The sequence below is a fragment of the Arcobacter sp. CECT 8983 genome (assembly GCF_004118855.1).
Lineage (GTDB): Bacteria > Campylobacterota > Campylobacteria > Campylobacterales > Arcobacteraceae > Halarcobacter.
The window spans coordinates 50,317-65,181 of the sequence record NZ_PDKF01000014.1; the positions used below are offsets into that span (position 1 = coordinate 50,317).

Annotated in this window: 10 protein-coding genes; 8 read left to right on the forward strand and 2 right to left on the reverse strand. The window is 27.9% G+C overall.

Features of this window, described 5'->3' with window-relative positions; translation table 11 throughout:
• The first annotated feature begins 24 nt into the window (after positions 1-24).
• Positions 25-1,824 (forward strand): HD domain-containing phosphohydrolase, encoded by a 1,800-nt coding sequence (locus CRV01_RS12405; protein ID WP_258238410.1) that lies wholly within the window; start codon positions 25-27, stop codon positions 1,822-1,824.
• Here the strand turns inward: CRV01_RS12405 and CRV01_RS12410 are convergent.
• Complete coding sequence (locus CRV01_RS12410; RefSeq protein WP_129008552.1) at positions 1,821-2,771, reverse strand: AraC family transcriptional regulator; 951 nt, start codon at positions 2,769-2,771, stop codon at positions 1,821-1,823. The two genes, CRV01_RS12405 and CRV01_RS12410, sit on opposite strands and share 4 nt — an antisense overlap.
• A 121-nt stretch (positions 2,772-2,892) precedes the next feature.
• On the opposite strand from CRV01_RS12410, the gene CRV01_RS12415 reads away from it, so the two are divergent.
• Complete coding sequence (locus CRV01_RS12415) at positions 2,893-5,016, forward strand: TonB-dependent receptor (protein ID WP_129008553.1); 2,124 nt, start codon at positions 2,893-2,895, stop codon at positions 5,014-5,016.
• Positions 5,017-5,045: 29 nt separating this feature from the next.
• Here CRV01_RS12415 and CRV01_RS12420 read toward each other — a convergent pair whose 3' ends face one another.
• Positions 5,046-6,026 carry an AraC family transcriptional regulator gene (locus CRV01_RS12420; protein WP_164970062.1) on the reverse strand — a complete coding sequence of 327 codons (981 nt, stop codon included), beginning with the start codon at positions 6,024-6,026 and terminating at the stop codon, positions 5,046-5,048.
• Positions 6,027-6,148: 122 nt separating this feature from the next.
• Here CRV01_RS12420 and CRV01_RS12425 point away from each other — a divergent pair, with 122 nt between their 5' ends.
• The 6 genes from CRV01_RS12425 (at position 6,149) to CRV01_RS12450 (ending at position 14,832) form a co-directional block, all read left to right on the forward strand.
• A complete protein-coding gene (locus tag CRV01_RS12425; RefSeq protein WP_129008555.1) occupies positions 6,149-8,236 on the forward strand; it encodes a TonB-dependent receptor in 2,088 nt (695 codons plus the stop codon).
• A gap of 107 nt (positions 8,237-8,343) precedes the next feature.
• Positions 8,344-10,134, forward strand: coding sequence for an ABC transporter ATP-binding protein (locus CRV01_RS12430; protein ID WP_129008556.1), 1,791 nt, complete (start codon positions 8,344-8,346; stop codon positions 10,132-10,134).
• Entirely contained in the window at positions 10,127-11,905 is a 1,779-nt protein-coding gene (locus CRV01_RS12435; protein WP_129008557.1) for an ABC transporter ATP-binding protein, read from the forward strand. Before CRV01_RS12430 ends, CRV01_RS12435 begins: the two co-directional genes overlap by 8 nt.
• On the forward strand, positions 11,902-13,140 hold the full coding sequence (locus tag CRV01_RS12440) for an MFS transporter (protein WP_129008558.1): 1,239 nt from the start codon (positions 11,902-11,904) through the stop codon (positions 13,138-13,140). The genes CRV01_RS12435 and CRV01_RS12440 overlap by 4 nt, the downstream gene beginning before the upstream one ends.
• Positions 13,109-14,287: an MFS transporter gene (locus CRV01_RS12445; protein ID WP_129008559.1), complete on the forward strand. Its 1,179-nt coding sequence runs from the start codon at positions 13,109-13,111 to the stop codon at positions 14,285-14,287. Before CRV01_RS12440 ends, CRV01_RS12445 begins: the two co-directional genes overlap by 32 nt.
• On the forward strand, positions 14,281-14,832 hold the full coding sequence (locus CRV01_RS12450) for a manganese efflux pump MntP family protein (protein ID WP_129008560.1): 552 nt from the start codon (positions 14,281-14,283) through the stop codon (positions 14,830-14,832). The genes CRV01_RS12445 and CRV01_RS12450 overlap by 7 nt, the downstream gene beginning before the upstream one ends.
• The last annotated feature ends 33 nt before the right edge of the window (positions 14,833-14,865 follow it).

The following is a 14,865-nucleotide window of genomic DNA, read 5'->3' on the forward strand; positions in this document are numbered from 1 at the left end:
AAAAATTTTATAGGTGTTTACAAAGTGTTCGATAAAAAACTTAATATTTCTTTGCTTTACGTAGAAGATGATATCCATACAAGAGAAGAGTTATCTCATATTTTAAATTTTTATGTAGATAAACTTTATGTTGCTGAAAATGGAGATGAAGGTTTAAAACTCTATGAAGAGTATAACCCTGACTTAATTTTAACAGATATAAAAATGCCTGTTTTAGATGGTATATCAATGAGTAAAAAGATTAGAGAATTTAATCCTGATGCAAAAATTATTTTACTTACTGCTTTTAATGAAACAAACTACTTAGTAGAAGCAATAAAAATGAGTATTGACTCTTATGTAACTAAACCTGTAGATCTTGAAGATCTATTTTTAAACATGGAGAAAGTTTCTTCTCAAGTTGAACTTAAAAAAGATAAAGAAAATATTGGAAACCTTTTAGAAGAGTACAAAAAAACAGTTGATTTAAGTTCTATTGTTTCAAAAACAAACTCAAAAGGTATTATCACTTTTGTAAATGAACAATTTGAAACAATTTCTGGATACAAAAAAGAGGAGCTTATTGGCAAATCTCACAATATTGTAAGACATGAAGACACTCCTGCTGAAGTATTTAAAGAAATGTGGTACACAATAAAAATATTAAAAAAGCCATGGTACGGGAAAATTAAAAATAAAAAGAAAGATGGAAATGCTTACTATGTAAAAACTGTAATAAATCCCATCTTAGATACAAATGATAATATTATAGAATTTATTGCAGTACGTTCAGATATTACAGAACTAGAAGAAACAAAATTAAAATTAGAAAAAGAGTATGAAAAAACCTCAATAAAATATAATGAAGCTTCATCATTATCAAAAATATATGAAGAAGCCTTTGATAAAAGTAGTATTATTTTAAGAGTTACAAGTGATATGCAAATCAAATATATCAATAAAATGTTTTGTGAACTAACTGGCTATACAAAAGATGAACTTGAAGGAAAATCTTATTGGACAATTAAACACCCTAATACATCAAAAGAATTTATAGAAAAAGCTTTTAACCAAGCAAATGAAAATGGTATATGGAAAGGTCAACTAGAAGGCTGTACAAAAGATAAAAAAGATATTCACTATATTTCAACTATTGTTGCAATTAAAGATTTAAATGGCAATCTTATTGAATATCTTTGTATAAGACTTGATATAACAAAAGTAATAGAATTACATGAAGAACTTGAAGAGACTCAAAGAGAAATAATTTATACTATGGGTGAAATAGGAGAAACAAGATCTAAAGAGACTGGCTTCCATGTAAAACGTGTTGCAGAATACTCAAAACTACTTGCTCTTAAATTTGGATTATCAAAAGAAGAAGCAGAAATTTTAAGGCTTGCAAGTCCTATGCATGATATAGGAAAAGTTGGAATACCTGATTCTATTTTAAATAAGCCAGCTAAACTTACACCCCAAGAGTACGAAATAATGAAAGATCATGTTAATATTGGTTATGACCTTCTTAAAAACTCTTCAAGAGACACCCTTAAAGCTTCAGCTATTGTTGCTTATGAACATCATGAAAAATGGGATGGAAGTGGTTATCCTAGAGGATTAAAAGGTGAAGAAATTCATATTTTTGGAAGAATCACTGCAATTTGTGATGTTTTTGATGCCTTAGCTCATGAAAGACCTTATAAAAAAGCTTGGGAATTGGATAGAATCATCAAACTCCTTAAAGAAGAAAAAGCTAAACATTTTGATCCAGTATTAGTAGATCTGTTTTTAGAAAATCTAGACAAATTTTTAGAAATCAAAAATACATATGAAGATAAAGTTTAATAGTAGTACTTCCTTGTTTTCATCACATCTTTAGGAAGAACTCCAAAATGTTTAAAAAAAGCAGTTGAAAAACTTTGTTGGTATTTATATCCAACTTTTCTTGAGATTTCACTAATATTATAATCACTACTTTCTAAAAGTTTTTTTGCTTCTTCCATCCTTGTTTGCAAAACTAAAGCTCCAGGAGAAGTATTAAAAAACTTTTTAAATCCATACTTTAATTTAAACTCATTTAAAGCAACTTTTTTAGATAAACTAGAGATTGTGCAGTCAAAAGTCAATGAATTAATTATATTCTTTGCTTTTTCTAAAGCCTGCATATCTTTTTCATCAAATTTAATACTGCTAGATAAAGACTCTTTTGGATTAAAAAGAGAGTTTAATTCTAAATAAATTAATTCTAATATCTTTGATTCTAAATATATTTCACCAAGCTTTCCTTTATATAAGCTTGTATAGTATAGTTCACTTAATATTTTTCCAACTTGAAAATCTGTTGTCTTACTTGCTAAAAGTTCATGGCAATAGTTTTTCTGTAAAGAATCAAAAACTTTATTTGTTTCTTTATTTTCTGGTAAAACTTTTGACAAGAAATCTTTTTTTAATACTAGTGTTATTTTATTAATATTACCTTTTTTAGCTTTTGATTCTGTTTCTTCTTCCTTTACTAGTTCAATATCTGTCATATTATTTGATGTTGAAAATCCATATTTCGATACTTTAGATTTATAATTAACATCTCCTACTAAATTAAAATCCATCATTATTCCATCAACTTTAGATTTGGATAAAACTACTATGTCATCTTTTAAAACTATATTAGATTTTACAAAATAGATTGAGTCATTGATTTGTTTATCAATTATTTCTCCTTCAACTTTTTCTGAAGGAAATATCATTTCACTTTGATTATTATTAAATTTAAAATTTATTTTATTTAAAGACATACCTACTCCAAAATACTATTTGATTAAAAAAGAATACCACTAAATTTAAAAACTCATTGAAAATGATACTGAGTATTAATTATAATAAAGAACAAATTAAAAAAACATAATGGAGTAAAAAATGAACAAAAGGCTAGAAAAAATAGCTTTAATTTCACTAATAACAAGTAGCCTACTTTTAGCAAATGATCTAAAAAAAGAACAATTAAAATTAGATGAAATAACGATAAGCGCAAATAAGATGGATGAAACAATTAAAGAAGTACCTCAAAGTATTTCTCTTTTAACTGATTTAAATATTGAAGAAAGAGAAATCAAAAGTATTCCAGAAATTATTGAATACATTCCTAATCTTTCTTCTACATTTATGTATTCTGATAGAGTAAACTTTAGAGGTATTAATACTTCAATTTTTACTAATAATAACCCTGTCGTTATTTATATTGATGGAATTCCTCATAGTAGTGTTTATGCTTTTGATGCTTCAATTTTAAATATTGAAAGAGTAGAAGTACTAAGGGGACCTCAAGGTGCCTTATATGGGAAAGATAGTATAGGAGGAGTTATAAATATAGTCACTAAAAAACCTTCTAATGAAATAGAAGGTTTTGTTGGACTAGAATATGGAACTAACAACTTTAGACAAACCAGTTTCAATATTAGTGGGGCACTTATTGAAAATGAACTATTCTTTGGTTTAAATGGTCTATTAGGGAAGGATGATGGTTGGCAAACAAATCATAATGCTAACCAAGAAGATGATGCTAACAGAAAGGAGTTCCATAAATTAAATGCTAGTTTATATTATGAGCCAACTGATAAGTTAAGTTTTAACTTAAACATTTTAGATGACAAAAGTTACAGATTTGGGTTTGAAGGAGGTGCTATTCCTCAGAATAAAAATATTAATAATTATAAAAGAGATGATTTTAAAAATATAAATTATGAAACAGATACATATATGAAAACAAAATCAAAAGCTCAATCACTAAAAATTGATTATAAGTTAGATGAAAATATAAATTTCACTTCAGTATCTGCAAATAAAAAAATAGATATTGATGGAACATGGGATGTTGATTTAGGAATAAATCCAAACTATGATGATATGTCAATGTTCCAAGATGCAACTTCAAAAAACTTTTCCCAAGAATTTAGAATCGCAGGAGAAAATAAATATTTAAGATATGTGTTTGGCTTATATTTTGAAAAAGATGAATTTAATTTCCACAATTATGGACAAGAGTATCCTAGTTATCTTGCTGGTAATCCTTTTGGTGCAGGTATTGATGTAGAGTTTAATGCAAAATCAAAGGCTAATAGTAAAACTTATGCAAGTTTTGGGCAAGTTGTTATTCCATTTTTAGAAGACTATGAATTAACACTAGGAGGTAGATATCAAAAGATAAAAAAGAAGATGGACTTAGATAATTATATGCATCCAATAAATACTAATGCAAACCCTTATTTTGAATTAAATGAAGAACATACTTGGAATACATTCTTACCTAAAGTTGCTCTTTCTAAAAAATTAACTGACGACTTAACAACTTATGTTACTGCTTCAAAAGGTTATTTACCTGGAGGATATAATAACTTTGCTTCAAATGGAGGAGAAAAGGAAAATAGATTTGATGCACAAACTTCAATAAATTATGAGTTAGGAATTAGAGGTTCACTTTTAGAAGATAAATTATACTTATCATCTTCAATTTTTTATATGGATATTGAAGATATTCATGTATATAGTACGGACCCCGCAACTAGTATGATGTATACATCAAATGCAGGGGAAGCCTCATCAAAAGGTTTAGAAATAGAACTTGCTTACAATATCAATAATAATTGGAGTATCGATACTGCTATTGGTATAGTTCAAGCTAAATATAGTGAATATACAGATTCAAATGGAAATGATAACAAAAATAAAAAGATAGAGAGAACTCCTAGTCACTCTTTAAACCTTGGTCTTTCATACTATGGTGGAAATGGTTTATATGGAAGATTTGATATTAGAAATCAAGGAGATATGTATTTTAATGCCCAAAATAGTTTAAAACAAGACTCTTATACAGTTGCAAATGCAAAAATCGGATACCTATTTAAAGATTTAGATATTTATACTTATGTAAAGAATATTACAAATGAAAGTTATATTGTAGCTGTAGAAGAGATGGCTGAATTCAGACAGTTAACATATGGAAGAGGTAGATTTATAGGCTTAGGATTAAAATATAATTTCTAATAAATAGGCTAAAGTAAAACTACTTTAGCCTAAAAATAATAGTTTCTACTTTTTACTAAGTCTTTAGGTAATACACCGAAATGCTTAAAAAAAGCAGTTGAAAAACTTTGTTGGTATTTATATCCAACTATACTTGAAACTTCGGAAATATTATATTCACCTGTACTTAATAAAGCTTTTGCTTTTTGCATTCTAGTTTTTAAAACTAAACCTCCCGGAGTTGTATTAAAAAGTTCTTTAAATCCAAATTTTAATTTAAATTCATTTATTGCTACTTTTTTACAAAGTTGTTCTAATGTATAAAAGTCATCTGCTTTCTCAATTAGCTCTTTTGCTTTGTGTAAAGCAATTCTATCTTCATAATTTATTTTAGAACATCCACAAGTACATAAATTATTTTCTTCTTTTAAAATAGTAGTTAATTCTTTATATACCAATTCAAAGACTTTACTTTGAGTATATAAATCATTTAATTCCCCTTCAAAAGGTGAGTTATACAATTCTTTTGCAAGGGATATTATTTTATAATTTTCAAAATTCTTTTGAAAGTTTGTAGAAATATTGTTTTTATAATTTGTAAGTAATTCATCTTTTCTTTCTATCTTATTTAAAAAATATTTTTCCAGAAATTCATCTCTTAAAATAAGACATAAATTACTACTTTTAGAACTATTATTAAAATCTATAACAGAATCATATTCATTTACATATTTAGTAAATACACTATTTTTTTTTATATCTAAAATACTTTTATTACTTTTATCAGAATATCTGTATTCTCCATCTAAATTAACAAGAATAGAAAGACCTGAGATAAAAGATTTTGAATTTATTGATAATGACTCATTGATAGTAGTATGTGTTTTAAACATTACAATATCTTTATTTACTATCTCTTTTTTACTTGTAAAGTTTCCTAAGTTTTTTGGCAATTGAAAATTTATTGTTTTAGAAATATCTGACTCAAGCATAAATTCATCAAAATTTTCTAAATTTAGTTTATATGACATAAAAAAATACCTTTTTATTAAAAAATAATCCATATTTATTAAAAATATATTTGTTTATAATTATGATTATCAATATAATAATATCCAATTTAAACATAAGATTTAATAATGAAGGTTAAATAGTGAAAATCAATGAAAAAATCATTTTACTATCTTTAGTTTGTAGTACTCTTATTTATGCAAATAATGAATCTACAAACTTAGATAGTGTTACCGTAACTGCAAACAAAGTAGAAGAAAATATCAAAGATGTTCCTCAAAGTATTAGTGTATTAGATGCAACTGTAATTGAAGAAAAAGGTATAAAAAAAATCTCAGAGGTAATAAAAGAAATTCCAAATATGAATTTCCAGAATTCTACAACTGGTGGAGCTAGTTCGTTTAGAGGATTAAACACTTCTATGTTTACAAATAACAATCCTATAGTAATCTATGTAGATGGAGTAGCATATTATGATAGAGTTGATTTTGATCCATCACTAGAAAATATTGATAGAATTGAAATATTAAGAGGACCTCAAGGTACTCTGTATGGTAAAGATGCCATAGGTGCTGTTATTAATATAATAACAAAAACTCCCACAAATGACTGGAGTGGAAATATTTTAGCAGAATATGGAAACGATAATCTATATAAAACTTCATTTTATACAAGTGGAGCAATAATTGAAAATAAACTTTTTGCAGGTATTAATGGTTCTTTTAAAAGAGAGGATGGCTGGATTACAAACAATTATTCAGCAATGGATGAAGATGCAAATAAAAAAAGAGATAGAAAAACAAATGCTTTTTTACTTTTTGAACCAAATGAAAAGTTCTCTGCAAAAGTTACTTTAACTAATAATTATAAAAAAGACTACTTTATGGATGGATTTGGCAGTGATCCTTCTATTGATATTAATAAACTAAAACGAGAAGATGCCAAAAATGTAAGCTTTGATGTTCCAGCTTACGAAAGAACAAAAGTAAAATCTGAGAGCCTTAATCTTAACTATGAATTTGAGAAAATGAAACTTGAATCAATAACAACACATAAAAGAGTTGATTTTGATGGAGAATATGACACTGATAATACTTCCAATACTGCAAGTGATGGATTAAGACAGTTCAATTATACAGAATTAAAAGCATGGACTCAAGAACTAAGACTTGCAAGTAAAAATCAAGATATCAAATGGGTTGCAGGTTTATACTTTGATAAAGAAGATAGATCGCAAGGTCCATATGGAGTAGAACAACTTTCTATGGGAAGTGTTTATATAGGAGATGCCTATTCAAATGCAAACAGCAAAACGCAAGCTATCTTTGGACAAACAATGATACCTTTAAGTGAAGATTTTGAATTAACTTTAGGAGGTCGATATCAAAGAATAAAAAAAGATATTGATGTAATTGCTAAATCTAGTTGGGCAGGTACTTCTAATCCTGATGTTAATTACAAAGATGAAAAAACATGGAATACATTTCTTCCAAAACTTGCATTAATGTATCACTTAAATAAAGATACTTCTACTTACTTCTCTGTTTCAAAAGGATATATGCCTGGAGGATTTAACTTCTACCCTTCTAGTGACAAAAGTTCTGAAAATAGTTTTGAAGCGCAAAAATCAATTAATTATGAACTTGGATTAAAACACTTAGGAGAAAATTATGCAATTAATCTTGCTCTATTTAGAATGGATATAAAAGATATTCATGTTTATAAACAATTAATGGGTGGAACAATATTTGCCACAAGTAATGCAGAAAAAGCCTATTCACAAGGTATTGAACTTGATGGTTCATATTATATTACTGACAACTTACAATTATCAGCAGCCTTAGGTTTCATTGATGCAAAATATGATGAATACAACAATGGAACAAGAGATTACAAAGATGAAAGAATAGAAGGCACACCAAGATATACAGCAAGTTTGAGTCTTGCATATATGCAAGAAAAAGGTCTATATGGAAGAGTTGATATTCATGCTAAAGGAAAAACAACTTTTATTGATGGAGCAAATAATGATGATTTAGTTGAAGCCAATGGAGGAATCACCTCTAATATAAAAGTTGGATACAAAATTAAAAACCTTGATGTATTTAGTTATGTCAATAATATTACAGATGAAGATTATGTAAGTTCTTATATGTCTAAACCAGGTGTGTCTTGGGTTGGATTTAATGAACCTAGAAGATTTGGAGTTGGCGTTAAATATAGTTTTTAATCCTTTTCAAATAAAAAATAATCCTTAAAGAATACATTAGATATTGATAGTTCTTATCAATATCTATATAATTTACAATAAATACCAATCATACTTAGGAATCAATGATGAATAAACACACAAGTAAAAAGCATGGTCTTTGGACCATTATGAAACCTGTGATGCTTGAGATACGTTTAGCTATGGTTTTATCAGCAATCGGTAGCTTATCTTTAATTGCTTCACTTTTAATTTTATCTCTTACTTTAACAAATATTATGCAAGGCACTCCTTTAGAACTTTTTAATATAAAACTTGACCTAATAAATACAATTATATTATTAGCAATTTTGACAGCTATTGCTTTTTTATCAAGATTTTATGCTTTTGTAGTTTCTCATTTAGGAGCATTTAGATTAGAACAAATTTTACGTACAAAATTAACGCAACATTTAGCAGAAATTCCTTTAGGTTATATTATTTCAAATGGTTCAGGATCACTTAAAAAAGTTATTCAAAATGATGTAAGAAATCTACATACCTTTGTAGCAGATAGTATTCCTATGTTAGCAAAAAGTATTGTTGCTCCAATTACTACTTTAATAATACTTTTTATCATAGATTATCGATTAGCACTTGCTAGTATCTGTATATTACTTCTTGGTTGGCTTGCAATGGCTTATGCTATGCGAGATTCAAAAGAATTAAGAGATAAATATGATCAAAGCCAAAGTGATATAAATAAAGCAGTAATTGAATTTGCACAAGCTATGCCTGTAGTAAGAACTTTTGATGATGGAACAAGCTCTTTCAAAAGATATAATAGTGCACTTTATGCTTATAAAGAAAATTTAACTAATTGGATGAAAATAAGTGCAGTTCCTGCAAAACTTGGAATGATAATATTAAGCCCTCTTCCCACACTTCTAACAGTTTTATTCATAGGTATTTTGCTTTTAAATAGTGGTTCTTTAGAACTTTTTGCTTTGATTTGTGCACTTTTTTTAAGTACAGGAATGGCGGATGCAATGATGCCTATTATGTGGCTTCAAAACTTTATAAAAAAATCTCAAGCCTCTGCTTTAAAGATTCAAGAACTACTAGATGTTCCAACTTTACCTATTTCAAAAAATGCAAAAATTCCTACTACTTTTGAACTAGAATTCAAAAATGTATTTTTCAAATATGAAAATGTAGAAGAAAACTATGCTCTAAAAAATATAAACTTTAAAATAGAAAGTGGAAGTGTTACAGCTTTAGTAGGTCCAAGTGGTGCGGGTAAAAGTACCATTGCAAAACTTATTCCTAGATTTTGGGATGCAAGTAAAGGAGAGATTTGCATAGGTGAAATTAATATTAAAAATATTGAACCTCATGTTTTAATGAATACAGTCTCTTTTGTATTTCAAGATACTTTTCTTTTTCAAGACACAATTTACAACAATATTAAAATTGCAAATGAAAACGCAAGTAAAGAAGAAGTTATAGAAGCAGCAAAAGCAGCACAAATACATGATTTTATAGAAAGCCTTCCAAATGCTTATGAAACAAAAGCTGGAGATAGAGGAACTAATCTTTCAGGAGGTCAAAAACAAAGAATTACAATTGCACGTGCAATATTAAGAGATACTCCTATTGTGGTACTTGATGAAGCAACTGCTTTTGCAGACCCTGAAAATGAAGAAGAGATAGTAAAAGCCTTAGCAAATTTAACTATAAATAAAACAGTTATTATGATAGCCCATCGTCTTTCAACTATTAAAAATGCTGACCAGATTGTTGTTTTTGACCAAGGAGAGATAAGTGAAATAGGCAAACACGAAAAACTACTTGAAAATAAAGGTATCTACAAAAAATTATGGGAAAACTATGAACAAGCAAGTCAATGGAATCTAGAAAAAGGAAAAACAAATGAATAATGAAAAAATATCTTCATTTAAAGAATCTTATCAGACAACTATGAATATAGCAGGTAAAAATGCTAAGCTAGTAAAAAGAAGTTTTTTATATTTTATTTTTGCTTATATCTTTCAAGGTTTAGCTTTTGCTTTATTTTTTCCTCTTCTAAATAATATTTTTGCTACAGAATTTAATATTAAAGAAACTCTATTTTGGTTTGGAGCAGTTTGTATCTTTAGTCTAATTTCTTTCTTTTTTAGATGGTTAGCTTCAGGTTTTCAATATTCAAAAGATATCATAAAAATAACCCATGACCTCAGAATTAAACTTGGTGAAAAAATAAAAACCATGCCTTTACAAAGTCTATATAAATATAGAACAGGCGAATTAAACTCTATCTTAGCACAAAATGTAGATGAATCAATTCTTCATATGGGAATAGTTTCAGGGATGTTTTTTGAAGTTCTTATAGTACCTCTTGTAATAATTATTGCAACCTTTTTTATAAACCCTAATATGGCACTTGCACTTCTTATTGCTCTTCCTTTTGCCGTTCCTATTTATTATTGGAGTAGAAAAAAAACAAAATGGGACAAAACAGAAGGAGTCAAAGCACATTCAGAACTTGAAGCTAATACAGTTGAATACATTCAAGGCTTACCTATTTTAAGAGCAGTAAATCAAGTTGGTGAAAATGCACAAAACCTTCAAAAATCTATTATTAATTTAAGAGAAGTACAGAAAAAAGGTGTTTTTGCCTCAACTATTCCTATGATTATAATGAATACTTTAATTGAATTTATATTTTTATTTGTACTTGTTTTAGGAAGTTTATTAATTACAAAAGCAGATTTTACTATAGGAGCTTTAATTGCCCTACTTATTATTTTAGGAAGATTATCTGAACCTTTGGCAAACTTTTTAGCTGTTGCAGGGGTATTAGATATTATGGAAGCTTCTTTCAAACAGATTCAAAAACTTTTAGATACAAAAGAGTTTTTTATAAAAGAACCAAAACAAAAACCCAAAAAATTTGATATTGTGTTTAAAAATGTAAATTTTGCATATGAAGGGAACAAAAAGAGTGTCTTAAAAGAACTAAACCTTCAAATACAAGATAAATCACTTACTGCAATAGTTGGGCCATCAGGAAGTGGTAAAACAACAATTACAAAACTTATTATGAGATATGATGACCCACAAAAGGGAGTAATAAAGATTGGTGATGTAGATATTAGAAGTATGAAGCAAACTACTTTGATGCACTATATCTCTGTGGTATTTCAAGATGTTTACTTATTTGATGATACTATCTTAAATAATATACGTATGGGAAAACCAAAGGCTAGTAAGGAAGAAGTATTAGCTGCTTCTAAAGCTGCATTTTGTCATGAATTTGTTTCAAAACTTCCTAATGGCTATGAAACAAAAGTGGGAGAAATTGGTGGTAGTTTAAGTGGAGGAGAACGTCAACGTATTTCAATTGCAAGAGCTATCTTAAAAGACGCACCAATTGTAATCCTTGATGAACCTACCTCAGCACTAGACACCGAAAGTGAAGTAGCTGTTCAAAATGCTTTAGATGAACTTATCAAAGACAAAACTGTAATTGTTATAGCCCATAGACTTTCTACTATTGCCCATGCGGATAATATCCTAGTAGTAGAGAATGGTGTTATAAATGAACATGGTACACACCAAGAATTAATTAATAAAAAAGATAAATATTATTCTATGTTTCAAGCACAACAAAGAGTTAAAAAATGGGATGTAAAGAGTAGTTTAGTATGAAAAAGAAATTAACTTTTACTACCATAATATTGCTATTCAGTCTTTATACAACTCAATTTTTAGGTTTAGGTTTTTTTGTAGAAGCCTTTGTTGGTATTTTAAGACAAAATGGTGTTCCTTTAGAAAACCTTGGCTTTATTTATATGTTAGGGCTTTTTTGGGTATTTAGATTTTTATGGGCACCTTTTATTGATAAAATATATTTTAAAAAAATGGGACATTATAGGGCTTGGATTCTTATTTTCCAATCTTTGATGGTTATTACCCTTTGTATTATTGCTCTATTAAATGTAGAAGACAATCTTGCTTTAATAATATATCTATCAATGTTTTTTGCTTTTTTTGCAGCTTCACAAAATATTGCTTTAGATGCCTTTGCTTTTAAAGTAACTTTTAAAAGACAGCGTTCTTTAATTAATGGAATAAAAGCAGGAGGTGGTCTTGTCGGTATGGTTCTAGGTGGAGGTTTTGGTTTAATTCTTTATTCTAAATTTGGTTGGCAATATACTTTATTTGTAATGGCTATTTTCACATCAATTTCACTTCTTCAAATATTTATCTATACTGAACCAAAAATGAAACATTCAAACTTTATTGAAAAAGTAGACTATAAACAATATCTTACTTTTTGGAAAACAAAAAAGAAAAAACTGTGGTTTATTTTGCTTCTTTTTTATCCAGCTACTATCTCTTCTGCTTTTGGAATGATTACACCTCTTCTTGTAGATTTAAATTGGAGTTTAGACAAAATAGGTTTTTCTGTTCATATAGTAGGATATGGAATAGGTTTTTTAGCCTCTTTTACTGCTTCTTTCTTAATAAGTAAATTTGGTAAAAAAAATATTCTAATAATTGCTGCATTAGGACAAATTGTAGGTATTTTGATGCTTCTATTAATTTTTGAACATCATGAAAATGAACTTATTGTAATGTTAATAATAGGATTTGTATTCTTATTCTATACTCCTTCACAAGTTTTAATGACAACATTAATGATGGATTTATCTTCAAATAAATCCCCTGCTTCACAATTTGCGATACAACATAGTATTTACATGTTCTCTGGGATTTTCTTTAGTTCCATATCTGTTTCTTTATCTGGAATTTTAGGTTACGAAAAGATAATTATAATTTGTGCCTTTATAGGCTTAATATCAATCTATTTTTCAACAAAAATTGAATTTATTATAAAAAGGAATAAAAATGAAAGAAATCAAGCCTTTAATGGCAGTTAATATTTTATGTGTTTCTTCTATGATGGCTTTTTTAGCTGTTGTAGGACCTATAATTAGAAGTTTAAACCTACAAGAGTGGCATGCTGGTCTTATGGTAGCACTTGCAGGAGTTGCGTGGGTATTACTCTCAAGATTTTGGGGTAAAAAAAGTGATTATTATGGAAGAAAAAATATTTTAGTTTTTACAATATTTGGATTTTTCCTTTCTTACTTATTTTTAGCAGTATTTGTAAACTATGCAATAATAACGCCACCTACAATTATTATTTCACTTAGTGCTTTAGTTTTTGCAAGAGTAATGATTGGGGTATTTTATTCTGCTATTCCTCCTGTTTCAAATGCTTTTATTGCAGATAAAGTGGAACCTAAAAAAAGAACTTCTTATATGGCAAGCTTAGGAGCTGCAAATGGAATTGGCATGGTATTAGGACCAATGGTTGGTGGAGCACTTGCTATATATGGATTAACAACACCTTTATATTTTGCAGCTATTTTACCTTTAGTTGCAGTTGGTATCATATATTTTAGTTTAGAACCAAGTAAAAAAAGAGAAAAGACACAAGAAAAACCCATTCATTTTTTAGATAAAAGATTAAGACTACCTATGATTACATCATTTTTTACTATGTATAGTATTGTAACTTCACAAGTTTGTCTTGGTTTCTTTATACTTGATAAGTTTCATTTAACGCAAATTGAAACAGCAAAAAGTACAGGATATATTTTAGCAATCATTGGAGTTGTTTTTATATTAACTCAAATTGTAGTTTCTAAATTAAAAAATATTTCATCATATACTTGGTTAACAATTGGTTCAATTCTTTGTACTTTTGGTTATTTCTTAATTAGCATCATTACAAATCAGTTTCAACTTACTATTTCATTTAGTATAGGAACTGTTGGCTTAGGTATGCTTATGCCTGCATTTTTAGCTATTACTGCTAATAGTGTACAAGAACATGAGCAAGGAGTTGCAGCAGGAACAGTTTCAGCAGCCCAAGGTTTAGGAATAATTGTAGGTCCATTATTAAGTACTATGCTTTATGGAATAGCTCCTGAAACACCATTTTTGTTTTCAGCAATTACTTTTTTATTTTTAACTATAATCTCACTTTCTTATAAAAGAGGAGAAATTATTAAATGTTAGAAGTTATTATCTTAAGCATTGCACTTAGTATGGATGCATTTGCTGTTTCTATTGGATTAGGTATTAAAAATAAAGAAAAAATAAAAAGTCTTGCAATTATTGCTGGTCTTTATTTTGGTGTTTTTCAAGCTTTAATGCCATTTATTGGCTATGCAGGTGGTGTTGGTTTACAAGATATAATTGGTGGATATGATTTTTGGATTGCCTTTATTCTTTTACTAATAATTGGTGGAAAAATGATTTATGAAGCCTTTTTGGAACCAGTTGAAGAAGAGATTACAAAAGTTTCTCACAAAATATTATTAACACTTGCAATAGCCACAAGTATTGATGCTATGGCAGCAGGTTTTTCTTTACATTTATTTAATCTAAATGTATATTTATCTTTAGCAATTATAGGTATTACTACTTTTATCTTTAGTATCATTGGAGTTTTAATTGGTGCAAAAGGTGGAGCTAAATATGAAAGTAAAGCTGAAATCTTAGGTGGAGTTATTCTTATCATCATTGGATTTAAAATTCTTCTACAAAACCTATTCATATAAAAAATAAGAAGAGATTTTTTCCTCTTCTTATTT